A 20,413-nucleotide genomic window follows, 5' to 3' on the forward strand; every position below is an offset into this window, starting at 1 on the left:
CTGGTAAACTACTTGGAATAGGGCACCCGCGCAATCTGTCTAATCACGGGGCTGAGTGCAGGGGATATGGCCGCGAGGTAGAAATCTACTAGGGAGAGCGAGTTGATGCCCGCCGGTTTCACACGCGGGTGGCCTGGACACGAAAGCGGGGAAGGGATTTTGCCTGACCTGGGGATTATTCTTGGCTACTTGCTGGTATTCTTCGCCCGGATCATAGGTATAGCCTTATTCACCCTGCGTTGCCTGTTCTCGGTCAAGGGACGGAAACTCGAGGCGTCCTTGATGGGCTTTGCCCATTGTGTCATCTACGTCCTGGTGCTGGGCAGGATTATAACCGCCCTTGACGACCCCCTGAACCTGATCCTCTACGCCGGGGGCTTTTCCGTGGGCACCTACGTGGGGAGCCTGCTGGAGGACCGCATGGGTGCTGGCTTTTATACAGTGGAGATGGTCACCAAGGAGCGCTTGCCTGAGGAGATGGCCAAGGAGCTGAGGGAGGCGGGCTTCGGGGTGACCATGCTGGACGGCGAGGGTCGCGAAGGGCCCATAAAGTTGCTCTTCAGCACTATTGAAAGGCAATCCTACCCCCGCATAATGTCCCTCATCCGCCGGAAGGACCCCACGGCCTTCGTGACAGTGCTGGACGCGCGCCAGGCGCACCGGGGTTTCATGCACTTCAGGGACGGTAAATAGTCCCTGCCATACCCCTCCAGTTGGGGCGGGACTTGCTTACGCCGAGCGGATCATTCGGGACGCCACCGCCAGTGAAGCGATGTCTGACGAAGACTTCCTAACGGTGATCAAGCACCGTAGGAGCATGGCGGCCGCGGCTCAGCGCCGAAGGAAGGCTGGCGATGTGGAGTACTGGGCTCGAAGGGCTCAAGCCTACGACCGTGCACAGGAACGGCTCCAGACGTTCGAGAGTAAGCAACGTAGAGCGGTTCGTGGGAAAACCACATGAGCCGTTCATTGAGGGGCGGGCCTTGAAAGAGGCCGGCCTACTCTATCAAGACCGGTCCCCTCTTCCCCCTATCCTGGCGGCACGCTCTATCCCCTTACCGGAGTCAATGTGGCGTGAAAGACCTTGCAGGCACACAGCGCCCACCGGTCCCTTCACCAGAAGAGGGGACCAACGGGAAATTGCCCTTCACGACCTCCCCATGAAGAGCAGGCTTACTCTCCAAATCTACCCGGCAAAGCCCGGCCATTCCCAGAAAAACCCATACCTGGCACTGCCGATAGAGGATGCCAGCCCCATGACGGCGAAAGAGCAACCTGGTAGACGTTGCGACTGAGCTAAACATGATCTGGGAACGACACGATACTGCTAGTAAAACCATCCAGGGGTGAGGCAGGTGGAAGGAGTTGGGTGATGAAGGGCGAGGGCTCAAGGCTGTGGTCGACTCCATGCCAGACATCATCTTCACCCTTGACGGTGAGCAACGCTACACCGGGATATTCGGGAAGTGGCCGGAGCGCTTCGGCCTGTCCCGGGAGTACTTCCTGGGAAGGCGTGCCAGGGAGCTGCTCGAACCGGACCTAGCCCGGGCACATGAGGAGGCCAGCGCCAGGGCTCTTACCGGTGAGGACGTGGTATATGAATGGTCCGTAACAGGGGAAGGCGGCACATACTTCTTCCAGATATCCCTTTCCCCATTACTGGACGCAGGCGGTGTCGTGACCGGTGTTGTCGGCATAGGGCGCGATGTGACCGAACTCAAGAGGGCACAGGCACGCATCAAGAAGCTTAACCGGCTGTATGCACTCCTCAGCGACGTGAACCAGACCATCGTGCGTTCCCGCAACCCCGGGGAGATCATGCGGGAAACCTGCAGGCTAGCCGTGGAAAAGGGTGGAATACGGGCCGTCTGGTTCGGGCTGGTGAACGAGGAGACCGGTTCCCTGGAGCTGGCAGTGCATGCCGGCACAGGCAACCTCCCCTTGGACCCGGGGCCCGGTTCTTCTTATGACCCTCGCAGCTGCTCCACCGTGCGACTTTCCCTTGAGGAGGGGGCTCCCCGCGTCTGCAGCCCCCTCGGGAAGAAGGGCTGTACGGCACCATGGCACGGAGAGAGCACCGGGATAACCGGCGGCAGCGCCGCAGCATTCCCCCTTTTGGTCTTTGGTGAGGTCAAGGGCGCCCTGGTGCTCTGGGCTACAGATCCTGACTTCTTTGACGAGGAAGAGAGCCACGTGATGGACGAGATGGCCAGGGACATCTCCTTTGCCATGGAGTTCGACATGAGCGAGAAGAAGCGGTGCCTGGCTGAGGAGGAACTGCTGAAGTCACAGCAGGAGAGGACACTGATCCTCGACAGCCTAACAGAACTCGTCACGTACTACGACCTTGACATGCGCATCATCTGGGCCAACCTGGAGGCCAGGGAGTACATGGGGCTGGGCCCCCAGGGCTACATAGGGCGACGCTGCTATCAAGTGTGGCGGAACCAGGAAGGGCCTTGCGAGGACTGCTGCGTGATTGAGGCCATGAGGCTGGGTGGTGTCAGGACTCAAGAGACGGTGACCCCGGACGGGCGCTCTTGGCAGGTCATAGGCAATCCCGTCCGGGACGCCGAGGGGAACATCATTGGCGGCCTGGAGGTGGCCTTTGAGGTAACGCAGCAGAAGAAGGCAGAGAAGGCCCTCCAGGAGAGCCAGGAGCAGTACCGCACGCTGTTTGAGAGAACCTCCAACCCCATCCTGGTTATGGACAGCGAGGGCAACTACGTTGATGGCAACGAGGCTGCACTGCACTTCTTCGAGTGCACCCGGGAGGAACTCCTGTCCCGGAACATCAAGGACATGGTCTGGCCGGGAAAGCGCGGTCAAGGGGCAGTAGAGGCCTTCCTCCGCATGGTGAAGAGGGGCGGCAGGACCGAGATAGAACACTGCGTCAACGGCCGGGCAAAGACCATGGACCTCACCGCCACCCCGGGCGTATGGGGGGAAACCCCGGTGGTCTTGGGTGTGGGAACCGACACCACCGCCCGCCGGTGGGCAGAGGAAGAAACCAAACGCAACAAGGCCCGCCTTGAGAGCCTGGTGGAGATATTCCAGTACAAATCCAATTCCATCCAGGGCCTCCTGGAATTCACCCTGGAAGAGGCTCTCAAGCTAACAGGCAGCAAGATAGGATTCCTATACAACTACGCCGAGGACAGGAGAGAGTTCACCCTGAACGCCCGGTCCGAAGGGGTGATAGTAGAGTGCAAGACAGCCCAGAGGCACAGGCACGTCTACACCCTGGAGGAGCCCGGCTTCTGGGCCGAGGCGGTTCGCCAGAGGAAGCCGGTCATCCTAAACGACTTCGAGGCACCTGACCCCCTTAAGAAGGGCTTACCCAAAGGACACGCCAGGCTGGAAAGGTTCATGGCGATCCCGGTATTCAGCGAGGACCGCATTGTGGCTGTGGTCGGGATGGGGAACAAGGAATCTGACTACGACCAGACCGATGTGCTCCAGCTCACCCTCCTGATGGATGCCGCGTGGAAGGTGGTGGAACGCACGGAGGCTGAGAAGGCGCTCCGTCGCTCCGAGACCCAGTACCGTGCCGTGGCCAGGCTTAGCGCTGACTTCTCCTATTCCTGTGTTCACACGGGGAGCCAGGGGTACAAAGTAGACTGGATCACCGATGCCTTTTTCAATCTTACAGGTTACTCCCGGGATGACCTCCAGGAGCAGCACTGCTGGCTCTTCGCGGCTCACCCCGAGGACCGCGACGCGGCCACAGAGGCCCTGGACCGGCTGGCACCGGGAGAGTCGGACACCCGGGAATTCCGTATTCTTACCAAGGACGGGCGGGCCCTTTACATCACCAACTACACGGAGTGCGTCGAGGACCCGGAAGACCCTCGCGGCTTGCGCCTGTACGGGGCAGTCCGGGACATCTCTGAGCGTAGGCTTCATGAGGAAACCCTTCGAGCGTCCGAGGAGAAGTATCGCTTGCTGGCAGACAATACTGTGGATTGCATCTGGATGATGACGCCGGACCTAGTCTTCCAGTACGTGAACCCCTCTATAGAGCAGGTAACCGGCTATACCCCTGAGGAGTGGCAGGGCACCAGGCTGACGGACCATGTGGATGAGGAGAATGCCCGGCTCATCATGGCGGAGATCAGTAGGAACATGGCGAGGTCCCTAATCCCGTCCAGCGTAACCCGGGAGGTGGAGGTGATCCACAAGGGCGGCCATGCAGTCCCCGTGGAGATCACCGGTAGGATCCTGCTGGACGAAAACGATCAACCCGTTGGTCTGCAGGGCGTCGCCCGGGACATAACCGAGCGAAAACTGGCGGAAGAAACACTGAGGCAGAGCGAAGCCCTGAAGACGTCGATCATCGAGGCCATGCCCGATACCCTTATCCGCTTCGACCAGCACGGGCGGTACCTTGACGTATTCACGCAGGATGACTCCAAGTTGTACATGCCTCGTAGCAGCCTTCTGGGCAAGACCGTGGACGAGGTTCTCCCCCGGGAACTGGCTAGTAAGGTACACGCGTGCCTAGATTTGGCCCTGGAGACTGGGGAACTGCAGGCCCTGGAGTACTGCCTGGAGACTCCCGCGGGGGTACTGGACTTCGAGGCCCGGCTGAAGGCCAGCGGGAACGGGGAGGTCGTCGCGTGCGTCAGGGACATTACGGAGCGGAAGCGATATGAGGAACAACTCCAGTACGTGAGCCTGCACGACCAGCTTACAGGCCTTTACAATCGCGCCTACTTCGAGGAAGAACTCAAGCGGCTGGGCGGCAGCAGGGAGTTCCCGATAACCATCATCTCGGCGGACCTTGATGGCCTGAAGCTCGTCAACGACACCATGGGACATGACAAGGGAGATCTTCTTCTCGTAGCCACCATGGGCATCCTCAAGGATTCCTTAAGGGCTTCGGACATCCTGGCCCGGGTGGGAGGGGATGAATTCGTCGCCCTGCTCCCCCGCACCGGTCCCGAGAGTGGGGAGAGTGTCGCCGAGCGCATCAGGCAGAACATCGCTCTGTACAACCAGGACCCATCCCAGCTGCCCTTGAGCGTCTCCCTGGGAGTGGCAACCTTAGAAAGCCGAGATACGCCCCTCAGTGACACCTACAAGCGGGCGGATGACCTGATGTACCGGGATAAGCTCCAGCGCAGTGCCAGTGCCAGGGGCAGGATAATACAGACCCTCATGGCGGCCCTGGCTGAGCGGGACTTCATCACCGAGGGACATGCCAAGAGGCTGCTGGAACTGTGTAGCCAAGTAGGTAAGAAGATTGGTCTGACCTCGCCCCAGATGGCAAACCTCTCCCTCCTGGCGCAGGTACACGACCTGGGTAAGGTAGGAACACCTGACCGGATTCTCTTCAAGAAGAGCCCTCTTAATGACAAGGAATGGGAGATCATGCGCCAGCATCCCGAAGTGGGCTACAGGATAGCGTCATCCTCACCAGACCTGGTGGGCATCGCAGACCTCATCCTCAAGCACCATGAGCGATGGGACGGCACCGGCTATCCCCTGGGGCTCAAGGGTGAGGAAATCCCCCTGGAGTGCCGCATCCTGGCCATCGTGGACGCCTTTGATACCATGACCAGTGACCGGCCCTACAGCAAGACCAAGGGCAAGGAAGAGGCCTTGCGAGAACTCCAGGGGTGCGCAGGCACGCAGTTTGACCCTGAACTCGTGGAGGTCTTCCTCTCTGTGTAAGAAAAGGGCCTGGAAGTAGTAACCTCCAGACCCCCTGCCCGTGAACTTGCCTGGGAGCCTCATCCTTCTATACCTACCTGGTTACCGCACCCTCAGTGGTCCTTGCCTTCTCAGGGCCATGGGTGGACCCAGCACCTCAGCCATGACCAATCCCCTGGCCACATCCCCGCTGACACCTGCAAGGAACCCCGGCGCTGAGGGGGCCGGCGCCTCGAGGGTCTCCTCTAGGACCGTGACAGTCTGCCGGGCTGAGCCCTCGCCCGTCATAACTCCCTTGCTTTCTGCAACCTTCGATTCAGATGGTGTCACCCGCGGCCGTGCCACACGTAGAGTCCTGGGTGGCTTGGGCTGGCCGAACAACTCCTCAAGCCAGGGAGAAGGCACCGGTTCCCCAGCCTTCCTCACCGGGCCCCGGCGCGGGGCGCCCTTGGAGGCTAGCCGGGCGAGCAGCCTGGCCAGGATGAACAGGATAACCAGTAATGGGATCCCTTCCATGCCGTCACCGCCCTACTTCTTCTCGGGGCCCTTTGCCTCATGGGCTCCCTGAGTCCGGGAGATGGCCTCCCTCATCTTGGTGTCGGAGATGACATTCTGGAGGCTGTAGTAGTCCAGTACTCCCATGTTGCCCTTCTCCAGCGCTGAGGCCAGGGCCTGGGGCACCTCGGCCTCAGCCTCCACGACCTTGGCCCTCATCTCCTGGACGACGGCCTTCATTTCTTGCTCCCTGGCAACGGCCATGGCCCTGCGTTCCTCGGCCTTGGCCTGGGCGATGCGCTTGTCCGCCTCGGCCCTGTCCGTCTCCAGCCTCGCCCCGATGTTCTGGCCAACATCCACGTCGGCAATGTCGATGGACAGTATCTCAAAGGCCGTGCCGGCATCGAGGCCCTTGTTGAGAACGGTCCGGGAGATGGAGTCGGGGTTCTCCAGTACCGCCTTGTGGTCCAAGGATGAGCCGATGGTGGTGACCATTCCCTCTCCCACCCGGGCTATGATGGTCTCCTCGCCAGCGCCACCCACCAAGCGGTCTATATTGGCCCTCACTGTCACCCTTGCCTTTGCCTTTAGCTCGATGCCGTCCTTGGCCACCGCTGCTACAAGCGGCGTATCGATTACCTTGGGGTTCACGCTCATCTGCACCGCTTCCAACACGTCGCGGCCAGCCAGGTCGATGGCGGCTGCCCGCTCGAACCCCAGGTCTATTGCCGCCCTGTGTGCTGCGATCAGGGCATTTATCACCCGGTCCACGTTACCACCAGCCAGGTAGTGAGCCTCAAGGCTGTTGATATTCACGTTCAGCCCTGCCTTGCTAGCCTTGATCATGGGGTTGATGATCCGTGCCGGTGGAACCCGCCGCAGCCTCATACCGATGAGGGTGACTATGCTGATCTTGACCCCAGCCGCCAGGGCCGAGATCCATAGACCCAGGGGGATGAAGCTAAAGAGAACGGATAGGGCTATCACGGCAACCGCAATGAAAACGACGCTGCTTATGAGGACCTCCATTTCACTGACCTCCCAGTTCTTCGTCTTTGAGAACCCTTACGACCACCCTGCCGCCTTCCACCTTGGTCACCCTCACCCCAGCGCCTGCCAGGGCATAGCCCCCCTCAGTGACAACATCGATGCGCTCACCCTCAATGTCGGCAAGCCCTGCCGGCCGGAGGGGGGTAAGGGCAACACCCTGTCTACCCACCAAGTCTCTCCGGATGGCGGTGGGCACATAACCCTCTTCCGTGCTTAGGGAGATGGGCAAGGAAAGCCTTGTCCAAAGGCCCTTTTTCAGGGCATAGCGGCCGAGCACCGCGCCGAGCACCACAGTGGCCACCACGGCCACCATGAGTGACCGGAGTGCCTGGGGATCCGTGGCCGAAGCCAGGTAGATACTGATGATCATGGCTGTTATGCCCGCCAACCCGAACACACCGAAGCCTGGGATCACTGCCTCTACGAAGAGCAGTATCACACCGGCCAGGAACATCGCTACAATCCAGATCCCCGGCACACCCGCCAGGAGGGCCCCACCAAAGTAGAGAAACAGCGCTACAAGGCCAACTGTCCCCGGTATGCCCCACCCTGCCGTGAACACCTCAAGGATGAGTCCCAAGAAACCCACGGTCAGGAGGATGGGCGCCACAGCGGGGTGCGTGACAGTCTGCGCCAATCTCTCAGCGGGCGTGGGCCCAGCCACACTCACCTGGGCACCCTCAAGTCCCAGGGCTGCCAGCACCTGGGGTATGCCGTCAGCCAAGCCGTCAATGAAACCGATCTCCAGGGCCTTCTTCGCCCCCAGGGTGAGGACCTCTCCCTTTGTCACCAGGTCTGGGATCTCGACGCTGGCGTCCACCATGGCACCAGCGATCCGGGGGTCCCTCCCCCGTCTCTCAGCGGTGGCCTCCATTTCCGCCTTCCACGCTGAGAGCGTCTTCGCCTCCAGGGGCCGGGGTTCCGCTGCCCCAATGCTGGAGCCTGGAACCATCATCAGTTTTTCGCAGGACACCGCTACGAGGGCTCCCGCCGACCATGCCCTCCCCTTTACGAGGGCATGGACCGGTACAGGGGAATCCGTAATCATGTCACGGATGTCCAGGGCAGAGTTGACGAAGCCTCCCAGGGTGCCGATCTCCAGGATGATGGCATCAGCCCCCGCCCGCTCGGCCTCCGTAAAAGCCCGGCGCAGGTACCTCACCATGCCCCCGCCGATCTCACCCTTAAGGGGAACCACGTGAACCGTGGAAACCTCCTGGGCGGCAGCGCAGGGCAATACCCCCAGGAGGACCAAAAAGAGGGCAACGGCCACTAGGCAAAGCCTACGGCGCACTGATCCCTCCTCCTCTCCCTCTCTGTTACTGGGTCTCTTCTGCAAGAAGCCTCTCAACGGTGGCGCGCACCAGGGTTCCGTCAGCCTTCCCCCGGACCTCAGGTATGAGTCTTCCCATGACCCGGCCCAGGTCCCCAGGCCCCCGGGCGCCAACCTCTGCCATCACGCGCCGGGCCACACTGGCAACCTCATCACCACTCATCTGCCGCGGCAGGTACTCCAGCAAGACCGCAATTTCCTCCTGGAGCCTGGCCACGGCATCAGGCCTGTCTAACCTCTGGTATTCCTCCACGGCATCCCGGCGCAACTTGACCTCTTTGGCCAGGGCCTCAGTCACCCCGGCATCATCCAGCTCGCGCCCCTGGGCAACCTCGGCGTTCTTTATGGCAGCCCGGGCCAGGCGGATGACACCGAGGCGAAACCTGCCCGCCTCTCTTTGCTTCATCGAGCGTTGCATGTCCTCAAGGAGTCTGGTCTTAAGATCCAAAAGCCCCACCCCCGATGAACAAGGCGGCCGAAGCCCGGCCGCCCCGCTTCTTACCTGTACTTGCGCTTCCTCGCCGCCTCAGACTTCTTCTTGCGGCGTACACTGGGCTTCTCGTAGTGCTCCCGCTTCCTGGCCTCGGCCAGCACGCCGGACTTTTGACACTGCCTCTTGAAACGGCGAAGGGCACTGTCGAGGGTCTCGTTCTTGCCTACACGTACTTCCGGCACCTTGTCTATCCCTCCCCCCGCTCGCCCGAATCCTCTCCCAAAGGTTCATCGAAAATTATAAAGGACAGGGGCTCAACAGTCAACGCGCTAACCCGGTGGCCAGCGCATGAATCTCCCGCCAAGGACGTGGAAGTGGAGATGGCCCACCGTCTGCCCGCCCCTGGCCCCGCAATTCACCACGGACCTGAAGCCTCCCTGGACCCCGGTGGCCCTGGCCACCTCCTTGATGGCCAGGAGGAGGCACTCCAGGAGTCTACCCTCCTCGGGCAGTTCCATTATGCTGGTGTAGTGCTCACGGGGGATCACCAAGACGTGCACTGGGGCCTTGGGGTTTAGGTCCCTGAAGGCTACTACCCGTTCATCCTGGTACACAATGCTTGCAGGTGCCTCGCCCCGGGCAATGCGGCAGAACACGCAGTCTCTCACGCCATACCCTCCCGAAACACTCCTCGCAGGGCTTCTACAACGGGCCGCCAGGTTCCTGCCTCCGGTAGGAGGTTACCAGGCTTGCCCTTTCCTCGTGCCTCTCCATAGCCAGGTCCACCAGCCTGGACAGGAGCTGGGAGTACGAGACGCCGCTGGCCTCCCACATCTTGGGGTACGCGCTAATGTAGGTGAACCCAGGTATGGTGTTAATCTCGTTCACCAGAACCTTCGTTTCAGTGATGAAGAAGTCCACCCGGGCCATCCCAGAGCAATCAATTGCCTGGAAGGCTGCCAGGGAGAGTTCCTGCACCTCTTGGGCGACGGCCGGTGGCAGGGGCGCGGGGATTAACAGCTCTGACCTGCCGTCGATGTACTTGGCATTGTAGTCGTAGAACTCGCGGCACGGTATGATCTCCCCCGGGATCGAGGCCTCTGGATGGCTGTTTCCCAAAACCCCGCACTCGACCTCTCGTGCAACCACTGCCTCCTCCACCAGGATCTTCGTATCGTACAAGGCAGCGGTTTCCAGCGCCCCCTCCAGGTCCTCGCGGTTCTTGGCCTTGGTCACGCCTACGCTGGAGCCCAGGTTGGCTGGCTTGACAAAGACGGGGTACCCGTACAGGTCCTCGGCCTCTTCGCATACGCCTCCGGGGTCCTGGCGCCACCTTCTCCTGGGGACTGTGGAGAACCTCACCGTTGGTATGCCCTTCGCCTGGAAGAGGACCTTCATCATTGCCTTGTCCATGCCCACCGAGGAAGCGAGCACCCCACCCCCTACATAGGGAACGCCAGCCACCTCCAGGAGACCCTGGATCGTGCCGTCCTCCCCAAAGGTACCGTGGAGCACCGGGAACACCACGTCTACCTGTGCCACCTCTCGGAGCCCCGGCCCCAGCAGCGCTCCTTCCATGGGCTCAGGGGCCAGGTACACGTGGGTGCCGTCGCCCTTCTCCACCCTGCCCCTAGCCTTTACGGCCTCCAGATCCTTGAGGAGAAGCCACCTTCCCTCACCTGTGATCCCTATCGGTATGATATCAAATCTGGATGTGTCCAGGGCAGCCAAGATGGAGCCCGCCGACAGCACCGATACCTCATGTTCTCCAGAACGCCCTCCTAGCAACACCCCGACCCTGAGCCTCAACCAAGGCTCCCCCCTTTGCTTGGCTGTGGATCTTGACGAAGACAGGCATCGTCCTGTTCCCATTCACATATATGTCAAGGTCGCTCCTTTGCGTCATCATGTCTCCCCACTACGTATTGGGGAAGTGCCTCCTTCACCATGACCCACACCAGGCTCCCAGCTAGGCCAGGTGGCCCGGGAAACCGAACCTCAACGTAGGAGGAGGAGTGGCCCTTGAGGAGACCGCCCGCGACCCCTTCGACCAGGACCTCCACCCGGGTTCCCCGAAGCCCCCGGTGAAAGTCCATGGCCAGTTCCGCGCCGAGCTCCTGGAGCATGCCGCTCCTGGCCTCCTTCACCTTAGGGCTCACCTTGGCGGGCATGGATGCCGCAGGCGTGCCCGGCCGCTCGGAGTAGCGGAACACGTGGAGGCGTGAGAACCCTGCCGCTTTCACCACGCTCACTGTGTCCTGGAAGTCCGCCTCGTCCTCTCCCGGGAACCCCACCATCACATCCGTGCTCAGCCCCAGGTCCGGCATGGCAGCCCTGGCCTTCTTCACCGTGTCAAGATACTCCCAGGACGTATACCTGCGGTTCATCAGGCCCAGCACCCGATCGGAACCACTCTGCAGCGGCACGTGAAGGTGCCGGCACACCCGAGGGTTGGATGCCATGGCATCAAGGAGGTCATCGCCTACCTCCTCAGGTTCGATGGAGCTCAGGCGTATCCTGGCGGACCCGGTAACAGCAATCACTGACCTGACTAGCTGGGTGAGTCCCCCCGAATAGTGGCCGAGATGGATCCCGGAGAGCACGATCTCCCGGTATCCCGCTTCCTCCAGGCGAGTGACCTCATCCAGGACCCTGCCCACCGGCCTTGACCTGGACGGGCCACGGGCTACAGGTACTATGCAGTAGGAACAGCACTGGTCGCAACCGTCCTGCACCTTGACGTAGGCCCTGTGCCTGCCCTGGTGGGTTCTGACGGGTGCCTCCTCCCAGTCCCATGTCTCGCCCTTGACCGGCATGCTAAGGGGTTCACCTGCCAGGGCCCTGCGCACCTTCTTTACAAGCCCTAGCCTGTCCTGGGTGCCAGAAACCAGGCATACCCCGGGCAAGGTGGCAACCTCTGATTGCCTGACCTGGGAGTAGCAGCCCGTGACAGCCACTATGGAACCGGGGCTTCGTCTTATGGTCTTCCGGATTAACTGGCGGCACTTTGACTCACTCCTGGCCGTCACCGCGCACGTGTTGATGATATAGACGTCAGCCTTGGAGGAAAAGGGGACCACCTCGAACCCCTCGGCCTTGAAGGCCTCGGCCAAGGCCTGGGAGTCGTATTGGTTAACCTTGCAGCCTAAGGTGGCTATGGCTATTTTGGACACGCCGCACTCCCCCATATGGTCCCCCCGGCACCCGGCACACCACCCGGCTTGGCCATGCGAGACGGCCAGGGGGCCGGCCACATCATGTGCGGTCCTAAAAGGGTTTTCTTCCCCAGTCTACCCCAAAGAAGCACCCCCAGTCCACCCTGTGCGCGCGTAAAGACCCTCAATTGCCGGGCCCGGGTCCGGGCTGGTCTCTCATAGCGCACCTGGGCAGGATGCCGGGGCTGTCCCTTGGGTCTCTTCTCGCATCGCTGGCGGTGGCGAATCAGGTCTGCGGTAACGTCTTCCTTATATGGCTATGTCTTGGCTGTTCGGGTTCACCCTGCTAAGTAACGACCCGCACTTGTACTCAGCATTTCTCCGCTACCTCCCCCCCTCCCCCCGCGTGCTTTTGTCTGTTCCAAGAGCGTTTTCTCTTGCGCCTTCTCGGGTCCTGCGGGAGAGCGTCACCCGGCAAGGGATTCACGTGAGCCTCAGCCTGCAAAGGTAGGGGGTGGAAGAAGCCAGGTTGGCGGCGGGACCCCTTACGCATGGATATGACGGCGCCTTGTCTTTGTGGTTATCGCCGCCCCCGTGCGGATGCTCCTTAAGCCCAGGGACTGCATACACGCCATGCTAGTGGCGGTCACCATCCTCATGGCTGCCGTAGGCATTGTGGTGGCCCGGCCCCCCATCAAGTCATCTGGCAAAAGATCCCCGCTGCCCCGTTCTCCCGGCCGGGCGAGGTTGGCTGCGGGAACCCGGGCTTGCTGGAGACTCCACCGATCATCCAGCCTTCATCCCCAGAAGTGGTGGCGTCACAATGTTACTTCTCACCAGGGTGGCCACCCTCGGGCTCAAACTCGGCCGCTCGTGGCGGCGACAGCCCCTTTCACCTTCCGTTCGATTAACTCACGTATCTTGCGGAACTCCTCCGGCAGCAGGCTTCTGGGGTCGGGGATAGCCCAGTCCTCGCGCCGCCGGGCGCGTACCGCGGGACAGGCATCACCGCATCCCATGGTCACGACCAGGTCGAACTCGACGTCGGGGAGTTCAGCAAGCGACTTCGACGCGTGGGTGCTGAGGTCATAGCCCACCTCTCTCATCGCCTCCACCGCCCGTGGATTGACTACCCCTGACGGGCGCGAACCCGCCGAGTACGCCTCAACGTCGAGGCCACCATGGATCCTGGCGAAAGCTTCGGCCATCTGGCTTCGGTTCGAGTTCTCCACACATACGAACAGGATGCGTTTCACCGGGGAACTCATGGTCATCACCCCCCCTTTGAATTTTTCCATTGGCTGGCGCCATATCCTCTTTGACCGGGACTGGCACCTTGCACGGGGCATCACATAATACTTGACTTTGATGATACGCTTTCTTATAATAAGGGCACCAATTGACGTGGCAGCCCTTGCCAGCCCTGACGACCTGTGCGGGTACGTTCGTGAGCCCGGCTCCCGTCAGGCGGAAAAGGGCTACCCCCCGGAGGTGGGCTGGTAATGACCGCTGGTATTCGACGTGAGTACCGGACCTTCTTCCCCATGTCAGCGGGACTCTCTCCGCAATCCGGCCGCGGCCGGGTGAGTCCCCTCTGCCTCACTGCGGCAATCGTGACGGCGCTGCTGATGGCCGGATGCGTGCCGCAAAAGCAGGCACCCCCCCGCTCTGAGATGACCCGCATCGTCGTCGCCGACGCCCCGACTACTCACCATCTCAACCTGTATGTGGCGCAGGAGAAAGGCTTGTTCGCCAAACACGGCGTAAAGGTCGAGATCGTCACCGTCGAAAGCCTGTCCGCCGCGAGGGACGCGGTGATCGCGGGGACGGCGGACGTGTTCTGGAGTTGCCCGACCGTGGCCATCGCCGCTGTCGGCGGCGGAGCACCCATCAGGACCATAGCCCAGGTGAAGACACCCTGCACGTCAGTCCTGCTCGTGCCGCCCGGTTCGCCGATCCGCGAGTACCATGACCTCGCCGGAAGCACCATTGCCGGAATATCACCCGCTTGCGAGGCGGTCATCGCCATCAGCGGCGCAGCGCGGCAGGCCGGGGCGAGTTTCAATCTCGTCAAGCTCGGCGGCGGGCCGGCACTGGCTGCGTTGAAGGCCGGGCAGGTCGACGGGGCCATCCTCGAGGAACCACATGCCAGCATCGCAGAACTGGCCGGATTCAGGGTGATGTTCCGCGAGGCTGCAGATGCTATACCGTGCCGCACCATCAATGCCCGGACCGCCTTCATCACGGATAACGCGGCTGCGCTGCGGCGGATGATCCGGGCGGTGGAAGAAGCCAACGCCATCATCAATGCCGACCCCACAGCCTCCACGATCGTGGACATCGCCCACGTTTACACGGGCGCACCGGTGGATGCGATCGCCCATGGCAACTGGCGACTCCGGTTCACCACCCGTCTTGACGTAGCTGGGCTGTGTGACCTAGGTGATGAACTCGTCGCTATGGGCCACATCAGGGAATGCCCCGGGCAGGACATGTTCGCACGGGAGTTCCGGGGGATAACTTGGGACTGAACCAGGAGGAAAGGCGGACAATGCGACGTCATCTCTTCACCGGGATGCTGGGGATCGCGCTGGCCGTGTCAGCGACGGCGGTGTGGGGCTTAACTCCCGCCGGGCATCCTCCCATTGAACTCGGCCACGCCGGCGGACCACTGCTTGCGCCCCTTTACCTTGCAGCCGGCCAAGAGCTATTTGCCGAGGAAGGCCTGGGGGTCGAGATCAGACGGTTCGGTTCGGCCGCCGACGTGGGCTATGCGCTTCTCTCCGGCCGCATAGACGCCGCCTTGCTCGAACCATCCCCCTCCTTCCGGCTGCTCAATGAGCATGACTGGGCGGATATCAAGGTTTCAGGCGCGGTGAGATTCCCTTATGGGGCGACGGTGGTGGTCAGGGAAGCCCTCGACTTGCGACTTGGGGACCTCGAAGGCCGGAAGGTCGCCGCCAGCTCGCGCTCCTGCCAGCTGCTCGCGGAGTTCCGTCAGGACGCTGAGCGGCTGGGAGTGAATACGGGAGAGATCAACTTCGTGTACCTCGATTTCGCCCTCATGCTACCGGCACTTGAGGCAGGTCGGGTCGATGCTATCGTGACCCGGTCTTCCCTGGCTCTCCTGGCCCAGGATGCAGGTCACCATGTTCTTTATCAGAACTGGGATGTACAGCCGGGAGATGCCTGCTGCCCCCTGTATCTGGCCCAGGTGGAGTACTTTCTCTTGGTGAGGGGGGTGGCCGATCGGGACGTGGCGATGCTCGATGCAGCGCTCCGTCGCGCATCCGGCCAACGGGTAGCTGAACTCCGCCGGGCGGTCATCGAGGCCACGGGGTTCGACCTTCCCCGGACTTTTCCGGTAGCCCACTATTCGGGGCTCGGCGAGGAACTAGGACGGGAGCTGGGGGGATGGGCTTGGGCCGCCAAATGACGTACGAGACCCGAGGTCTGAACCTCGTGGCCAGGGAGATCGGCCTGTTCTTCCGAGGGGTAGTCGGGAACACCTTGACCGCCGAATCCCTTACCATCTTCCTGCCCCTGCTCATCCTATGGGAGGTGTTGCCGCGCCTAAATGTAGTCCCTGCAGCGCTCTTACCCCCACCGTCGGTGGTGGCGATGGCCTTCGGAGACCTTGCCGCCAACCACGACCTGGGGGCTCATGTCGCCGCCAGCATGCTCAGGTTCGGCCTCGGATTCGCCCTCGCGGTGGTCATCGCCGTGCCCATCGGCACCTTGATGGGCTGGAACCAGTTCCTGCGCCGCCACACCCTGCCTCTGCTCCAGATACTGGCGCCCATACCCCCGCCGGCCTGGGTGCCCATCACCATAATCCTCCTGGGCATAGGCCTACCCATGCAGGTGTTCCTAGTCTTCCTGGGCGCCTTCTATCCCGTGCTGTTCAACACCTACCAGGGAGTCAAGGATACGGACCCTCGCTATGTCGCGTCCGCCCGGGCCTTCGGCGCGAGCGAGTTGACCCTCATCACTCGCGTTTACCTCCCCCATGCCCTTGGCTTCGTTGTCATGGGGATTAAACTCGGCATTGCTCTGGGTCTCGTGATGCTGGTGATCTCGGAGATGGTCGGCGCCCATAGCGGGCTCGGCTGGCTCCTCGTCGAATCGAAGGATTTCTTCCGCATCGACCGGATGATGGTGGCAATGCTGGTCCTCGGATTCACCGGTTGGTTCCTGATCGAGATCATGAAGTACATCGAGGCCAAGGTGGCCGTGTGGAAGGTGGGGCGGCAGGCATGATCGAGGCGAGGGGGATCACCAAGTTCTTCCCCGTGGTCAATCCACGAGGAATAGCCGAGGGGAACACCGCCCTGGTATCCGTGTCGCTGAAGGTCGACGCCGGCGAGTTCCTTGCGATAGTCGGCACCAGCGGTAGCGGCAAGTCGACTTTCCTCGAGATCCTGGCCGGGCTGCAGGCGCCAACCGAGGGCGAAGTATACGTGGAAGGGAAACGGGTGCTGGAGCCCCTCCCCGGTACCCGGCGGGAAATGGAGGCATATCGCAGGAAGTACCGTTTCCTGTCGCCCATTGTCAACAGCACCTTCCGGGACATGCCCAAGTCCGACACAGCGATCGTCTTCCAGGATGGCGGACTGTTCCCCTGGATGACGGCACTGGAGAATGTGGTGTTCGTGCTGAAGCTTCGCGGGATGGCGCGGAGAGAGAGGGTGGCGTGGGCAAGAAAGTATCTTTCCCTGGTAGGTTTGAAAGAAGGGGAGAACAAGTATCCCGCCCAGCTCTCCGGGGGCATGCGCCAGCGGGTCGCCCTGGCCCGTGCCTTGTCGGTCGAGCCCAAGATAATCTTGATGGATGAGCCGTTCGCGGCCGTGGACGCCGCTTCCCGGCAGCATCTGCAGGAGGACCTGACTCGCTTGTGGCAGGCGATGGGCCAGACGATTGTGTTCGTGACCCATGATGTCGAGGAGGCGATCCTGCTCGCCAACCGGGTGGTGGTCTTCTCGCCTGCTCCCGGCACGGTGCGGAACACGATCGACGTAGGACTGCCGCGGCCCCGGCATTTGTTCCGCCGGCAGATTGACGACCTGAAACACCGGATCATGGAGATCTACCGTTTTGATGCCACAGGGGAGGTGCTGGATTATGCCATATGAGAGCGGGAATACCGTTAGCCTTGAGAACCGGCCCAAAGGGGTTGAGCGAAATCCTTTCCGCGGGCGGATCTACTCGGACATCGCCGAGACGATCGGTCATACGCCGCTCGTTCGGATCAACCGAGTTACTGCGGGCTATCGCGCGACGGTGGTAGCGAAACTCGAGTCGTTCAATCCGCTGAACAGCGTCAAGGACCGCATTGGCTACGCGATGATACAGGCGGCGGAGCAGGCAGGTAAACTTAGTCCGGACACGGTCATCATCGAGCCGACTTCGGGGAACACGGGGATCGGGCTCGCGCTGGTCTGCGCCGCCCGCGGCTACCAGTTGATCCTGACCATGCCCGAGACGATGTCCATCGAACGGCGCAAGCTCCTGCAAATGCTAGGGGCGGAAGTCGTACTGACCTCCGCGTCGGAAGGCATGGCCGGAGCGGTACGCAAAGCCGAAGAGTTGCACCGGCAAATCGCTTCCAGCTTCATGCCCCAGCAGTTCGAGAACCCGGTCAACCCGGAGATCCACTCGCGGACTACCGCGGAGGAGATCTGGGAGGACACTGGAGGAGAGGTGGACATACTGGTGTCCGGGGTCGGCACCGGGGGCACGGTGACGGGCGTGTCAAGGGTGATCAAGAGTCGCAAATCATCCTTCAAGGCGGTGGCCGTGGAGCCGGAGGCTTCTCCCGTGTTGTCGGGCGGGCAACCGGGGCCGCACCGGATCCAGGGGATCGGCGCCGGCTTTGTGCCCGGCGTGCTCGACCGCCGGCTCCTCGATGAGGTCATCCAGGTGACCAACGAGGACGCCTTCGCCACCGCCCGCCGGGTCGCCCGGGAAGAGGGCATCCTGTGCGGGATATCGTCCGGCGCGGCCATGTGGGCGGCACTGCAGGTGGCAGACCGCCCCGAGAGTGCGGGCAAGTTGATCGTGGTCATCTTCCCCGACTCCGGCGAGCGGTACCTCAGCACGCCGCTCAGCGACCCATCGCCGGGCGAAAGCCATGGGGCCTCAGGGCTACCGGCGCAAGACCAGCAGAAGGCAGGTGTCGACCCTTGCAGCTTTCATCGCGGACCGAGTACGCCGCCCGGGCGCTGATGGCCCTGGCAGGAGCCGAAACCGGGGCCTCTCCGGTACAACTTGCCGACCTTGCAGCAGCCCAGGAGATACCTCCCGACTACCTGGCGCAGCTTGTGGGCACGCTCAAGTCGGGCGGACTCGTCGCTACCCGGCGCGGCCCCGGGGGCGGCCTCGCCCTAGCCCGTCCCGCCGCCGACGTCTCTCTGGACGAGGTCGTGCAACTGATGGAGGGAGTCTTCTCACCGGCCGAATGCGTGGACAGTGCGGACCGCTGTCCGCATTCCCCCCGCTGTGCCCTGAGGGAAGCATGGGATGACCTAGCCCGGGCAATGAAGCAGTCGCTGGGACGGCACTCGCTGGCCAGCCTCGCCCAAAGGCAGGAGGAGTTGTCCTTGCAGTCCCCAATGTATCACATATGAGTGGCCGGGCACCGGGCAGTTCAGCGTGCCGCCCCGCCGGCGCGCAGCACCCGCAGCACCAGGTAGGCGACGGCCGCCCCTGTCAGGCTGGTCAGGGGGAGGGGCACCACGAAGAACAGCACGGCCACCTCCTTGCCCATGAGCAGAGTCGCCACCGGGTAGGCCAGGAGTGCCCGGCAAGGCCGGTGCCGAGCACTTCCCCGGCCACCGCCCAGGAGGTCCTTGCGACGCCGGTAGCATCATCTGGCCATCAGGCCCCGCCATGCCTCCGGGAAAGGCCAGCAGCGTGCCGGTGCTCAAGATGTTGTGGAGCACTCCCACCGCCAGGGCCACGGTAGCCGCCGGCCAAGGACCCAGCGTCACCGTCCCTGTCGGAGTAGCTTGAGATCAGCGGATATACTGTAGATTCCGTTGCAGACGGAACCCAAGGGCTCGAGGTCTATGAGAAGCCACGAAGAACGGACTGGATTATGACGTGGTGATCATGGGTCTAACCATTCCTGGAGGTATGGGTGCTAAGGAAGCCCCCAAACGGTTCCGGGATGTTGATCCCGGCGTAATCGCCAGCGTGGCCAGCGGCTACTCAAACGATCCGGCAATGTCCAACCTCCGAAATCGGCTTCACCGGGGCGATCTCAAAGCCCTACCGCATCGAGGATATCGTGCATGAACTGGAGACCATCATGTCTTCCTGACGAGAGCGGCGTGTGCTGACTCTGGCTCTTGACTCCTCCTCGCTTGCGCCTCCTCATCTCCCGGAATTGAGACCTGCCGCAAGCGACGCCAGTCATGAAGCAGGTAGCAAACATGCGGAGAGGATGTCCTGGCCTGCAAGCTGCACCCAGATGATGAAAGCGGTGGGATGACAAGTGAAAGGGGCTTATCGAGCGTCGCGGTAAGAACGGAGGGGCATTCGCACATAGCACGCGATGCAATAATCCCTTCCCGATTATGGAAGCCCGCTACTTAATGACCAGTGTCGAGTGAGCCAGCTAGAAGAGACTCCCTTGCGGGGCCGTTCCCCGGAGGAAGGTAATCCCACAGGCGTCCGGGTCGGGTCTTCGCTTGCGAGGTCTTGTGTTAAGCCCCACCAAGACCAGCGGGTTAGAGGTCCCGGGGGTGGCAACCGACAGGCCGGTCTCCGGCCCTGCGTTATCACTCCACCGCCATGGGTTTAGGACCGGTCATGCCTTGCCAGGAATTCCCGGACCTGCGTGACAAACCTCGAGATGTCCTCGAGGTCATTTACTAAGATCCCGTAGAGCTCTTCATCGGTTACCTCGCTGTAGAGGTGCACCATCCGGTTACGGTATCCAGCCATCTTAAGCAATCTCTCTCCTAGGGCGTCATCCACTATCTTGTTTTCCATCAATCCCCTGGCGATGGCCTTGTATTCAGCGGCCAGATCGAGACAGGCCGTCTTCGCCAGTATGTGCCGGCCAATATCGAAGATGGCCTCTAGGGACCGGCGGAGGTAGCTCTCGGTAGCCCCGGTCTTGAAGGCATCGGCAAGGAATTCTGCCTTCGGGATCTGAGCTAACCTGGTTTACCAAACCTACCTAAATCGCAAGTTTGGAAGGCCGCCTCTCTTCGGCCAATTTTGACGCTTCATCCAGGATTGCTCCGAAAAGTCTTACATCCTGTCCACGCCCGTTTAGACTGTCCG

General features: G+C 61.8%; 18 protein-coding genes and 2 pseudogenes. 8 read left to right on the plus strand and 12 right to left on the minus strand.

Going from position 1 to position 20,413, the window contains the following annotated elements:
* Positions 1-159: 159 nt before the first annotated feature.
* Positions 160-693, plus strand: a complete 534-nt coding sequence (locus AB1576_07910) for a DUF5698 domain-containing protein (protein ID MEW6081687.1) — start codon at positions 160-162, stop codon at positions 691-693.
* A gap of 672 nt (positions 694-1,365) precedes the next feature.
* Complete coding sequence (locus AB1576_07915; GenBank protein ID MEW6081688.1) at positions 1,366-5,676, plus strand: PAS domain S-box protein; 4,311 nt, start codon at positions 1,366-1,368, stop codon at positions 5,674-5,676.
* Positions 5,677-5,757: 81 nt separating this feature from the next.
* Here the strand turns inward: AB1576_07915 and AB1576_07920 are convergent, their stop codons facing one another.
* The 9 genes from AB1576_07920 to AB1576_07960 all read right to left on the minus strand — a co-directional run bounded on the left by AB1576_07920 (position 5,758) and on the right by AB1576_07960 (position 13,389).
* On the minus strand, positions 5,758-6,171 hold the full coding sequence (locus AB1576_07920; GenBank protein ID MEW6081689.1) for a hypothetical protein: 414 nt from the start codon (positions 6,169-6,171) through the stop codon (positions 5,758-5,760).
* 12 nt (positions 6,172-6,183) lie between these two features.
* Positions 6,184-7,179: a flotillin-like protein FloA gene (gene floA / locus AB1576_07925; GenBank protein ID MEW6081690.1), complete on the minus strand. Its 996-nt coding sequence runs from the start codon at positions 7,177-7,179 to the stop codon at positions 6,184-6,186.
* A 1-nt stretch (position 7,180) separates the two neighbouring features.
* A complete protein-coding gene (locus tag AB1576_07930; protein ID MEW6081691.1) occupies positions 7,181-8,494 on the minus strand; it encodes an NfeD family protein in 1,314 nt (437 codons plus the stop codon).
* A gap of 25 nt (positions 8,495-8,519) precedes the next feature.
* Positions 8,520-8,981, minus strand: a complete 462-nt coding sequence (locus AB1576_07935; protein ID MEW6081692.1) for a GatB/YqeY domain-containing protein — start codon at positions 8,979-8,981, stop codon at positions 8,520-8,522.
* Between the two features lie 50 nt (positions 8,982-9,031).
* A complete protein-coding gene (rpsU, locus tag AB1576_07940) occupies positions 9,032-9,208 on the minus strand; it encodes a 30S ribosomal protein S21 (GenBank protein MEW6081693.1) in 177 nt (58 codons plus the stop codon).
* Positions 9,209-9,295: 87 nt separating this feature from the next.
* On the minus strand, positions 9,296-9,634 hold the full coding sequence (locus tag AB1576_07945; GenBank protein ID MEW6081694.1) for a histidine triad nucleotide-binding protein: 339 nt from the start codon (positions 9,632-9,634) through the stop codon (positions 9,296-9,298).
* A 34-nt stretch (positions 9,635-9,668) separates the two neighbouring features.
* Positions 9,669-10,775 carry a D-alanine--D-alanine ligase family protein gene (locus AB1576_07950; GenBank protein MEW6081695.1) on the minus strand — a complete coding sequence of 369 codons (1,107 nt, stop codon included), beginning with the start codon at positions 10,773-10,775 and terminating at the stop codon, positions 9,669-9,671.
* 74 nt (positions 10,776-10,849) lie between these two features.
* The gene (gene mtaB, locus AB1576_07955; protein MEW6081696.1) at positions 10,850-12,139 is read right to left on the minus strand and encodes a tRNA (N(6)-L-threonylcarbamoyladenosine(37)-C(2))-methylthiotransferase MtaB; all 1,290 of its coding nucleotides are present in this window, start codon (positions 12,137-12,139) and stop codon (positions 10,850-10,852) included.
* 839 nt (positions 12,140-12,978) lie between these two features.
* The gene (locus AB1576_07960; protein MEW6081697.1) at positions 12,979-13,389 is read right to left on the minus strand and encodes an arsenate reductase ArsC; all 411 of its coding nucleotides are present in this window, start codon (positions 13,387-13,389) and stop codon (positions 12,979-12,981) included.
* A 234-nt stretch (positions 13,390-13,623) separates the two neighbouring features.
* On the opposite strand from AB1576_07960, the gene AB1576_07965 reads away from it, so the two are divergent.
* From AB1576_07965 to AB1576_07990, 6 genes and pseudogenes are all read left to right on the plus strand, one after another.
* Positions 13,624-14,652 (plus strand): ABC transporter substrate-binding protein, encoded by a 1,029-nt coding sequence (locus AB1576_07965; protein ID MEW6081698.1) that lies wholly within the window; start codon positions 13,624-13,626, stop codon positions 14,650-14,652.
* Between the two features lie 20 nt (positions 14,653-14,672).
* A complete protein-coding gene (locus AB1576_07970) occupies positions 14,673-15,557 on the plus strand; it encodes an ABC transporter substrate-binding protein (protein MEW6081699.1) in 885 nt (294 codons plus the stop codon).
* Positions 15,542-16,381 carry an ABC transporter permease gene (locus tag AB1576_07975; protein ID MEW6081700.1) on the plus strand — a complete coding sequence of 280 codons (840 nt, stop codon included), beginning with the start codon at positions 15,542-15,544 and terminating at the stop codon, positions 16,379-16,381. Before AB1576_07970 ends, AB1576_07975 begins: the two co-directional genes overlap by 16 nt.
* The gene (locus AB1576_07980; GenBank protein ID MEW6081701.1) at positions 16,378-17,253 is read left to right on the plus strand and encodes an ABC transporter ATP-binding protein; all 876 of its coding nucleotides are present in this window, start codon (positions 16,378-16,380) and stop codon (positions 17,251-17,253) included. Before AB1576_07975 ends, AB1576_07980 begins: the two co-directional genes overlap by 4 nt.
* Positions 17,243-18,226 (plus strand): annotated as a pseudogene (gene cysK, locus AB1576_07985) (cysteine synthase A). The gene AB1576_07980 and the pseudogene cysK overlap by 11 nt, the downstream one beginning before the upstream one ends.
* 77 nt (positions 18,227-18,303) lie before the next feature.
* Positions 18,304-18,747: an Rrf2 family transcriptional regulator gene (locus tag AB1576_07990; protein ID MEW6081702.1), complete on the plus strand. Its 444-nt coding sequence runs from the start codon at positions 18,304-18,306 to the stop codon at positions 18,745-18,747.
* A gap of 20 nt (positions 18,748-18,767) precedes the next feature.
* On the opposite strand, the gene AB1576_07995 is transcribed toward AB1576_07990, so the two are convergent.
* The 3 genes and pseudogenes from AB1576_07995 to AB1576_08005 all read right to left on the minus strand — a co-directional run bounded on the left by AB1576_07995 (position 18,768) and on the right by AB1576_08005 (position 20,278).
* Positions 18,768-18,887 carry a hypothetical protein gene (locus tag AB1576_07995; GenBank protein MEW6081703.1) on the minus strand — a complete coding sequence of 40 codons (120 nt, stop codon included), beginning with the start codon at positions 18,885-18,887 and terminating at the stop codon, positions 18,768-18,770.
* A gap of 166 nt (positions 18,888-19,053) precedes the next feature.
* A pseudogene (locus AB1576_08000) lies at positions 19,054-19,110 on the minus strand (hypothetical protein).
* Between the two features lie 811 nt (positions 19,111-19,921).
* Positions 19,922-20,278, minus strand: a complete 357-nt coding sequence (locus AB1576_08005; GenBank protein ID MEW6081704.1) for a DUF86 domain-containing protein — start codon at positions 20,276-20,278, stop codon at positions 19,922-19,924.
* Positions 20,279-20,413 lie beyond the last annotated feature (135 nt).

The sequence above is a fragment of the Bacillota bacterium genome (genome assembly GCA_040754315.1).
In the GTDB taxonomy this organism is placed as follows: Bacteria; Bacillota; Sulfobacillia; order DUSP01; family JBFMCS01; genus JBFMCS01.

Coding starts and splice junctions, on each gene's coding strand:
- AB1576_07960 (MEW6081697.1), bottom strand. CDS start 13,389: ATGAGTTCCCCGGTGAAACGCATCCTGTTCGTATGTGTGGAGAACTCG.
- AB1576_07965 (MEW6081698.1), top strand. CDS start 13,624: ATGACCGCTGGTATTCGACGTGAGTACCGGACCTTCTTCCCCATGTCA.
- floA (MEW6081690.1), bottom strand. CDS start 7,179: ATGGAGGTCCTCATAAGCAGCGTCGTTTTCATTGCGGTTGCCGTGATA.
- AB1576_07920 (MEW6081689.1), bottom strand. CDS start 6,171: ATGGAAGGGATCCCATTACTGGTTATCCTGTTCATCCTGGCCAGGCTG.
- AB1576_07995 (MEW6081703.1), bottom strand. CDS start 18,887: ATGGGCAAGGAGGTGGCCGTGCTGTTCTTCGTGGTGCCCCTCCCCCTG.
- AB1576_07970 (MEW6081699.1), top strand. CDS start 14,673: ATGCGACGTCATCTCTTCACCGGGATGCTGGGGATCGCGCTGGCCGTG.
- AB1576_07980 (MEW6081701.1), top strand. CDS start 16,378: ATGATCGAGGCGAGGGGGATCACCAAGTTCTTCCCCGTGGTCAATCCA.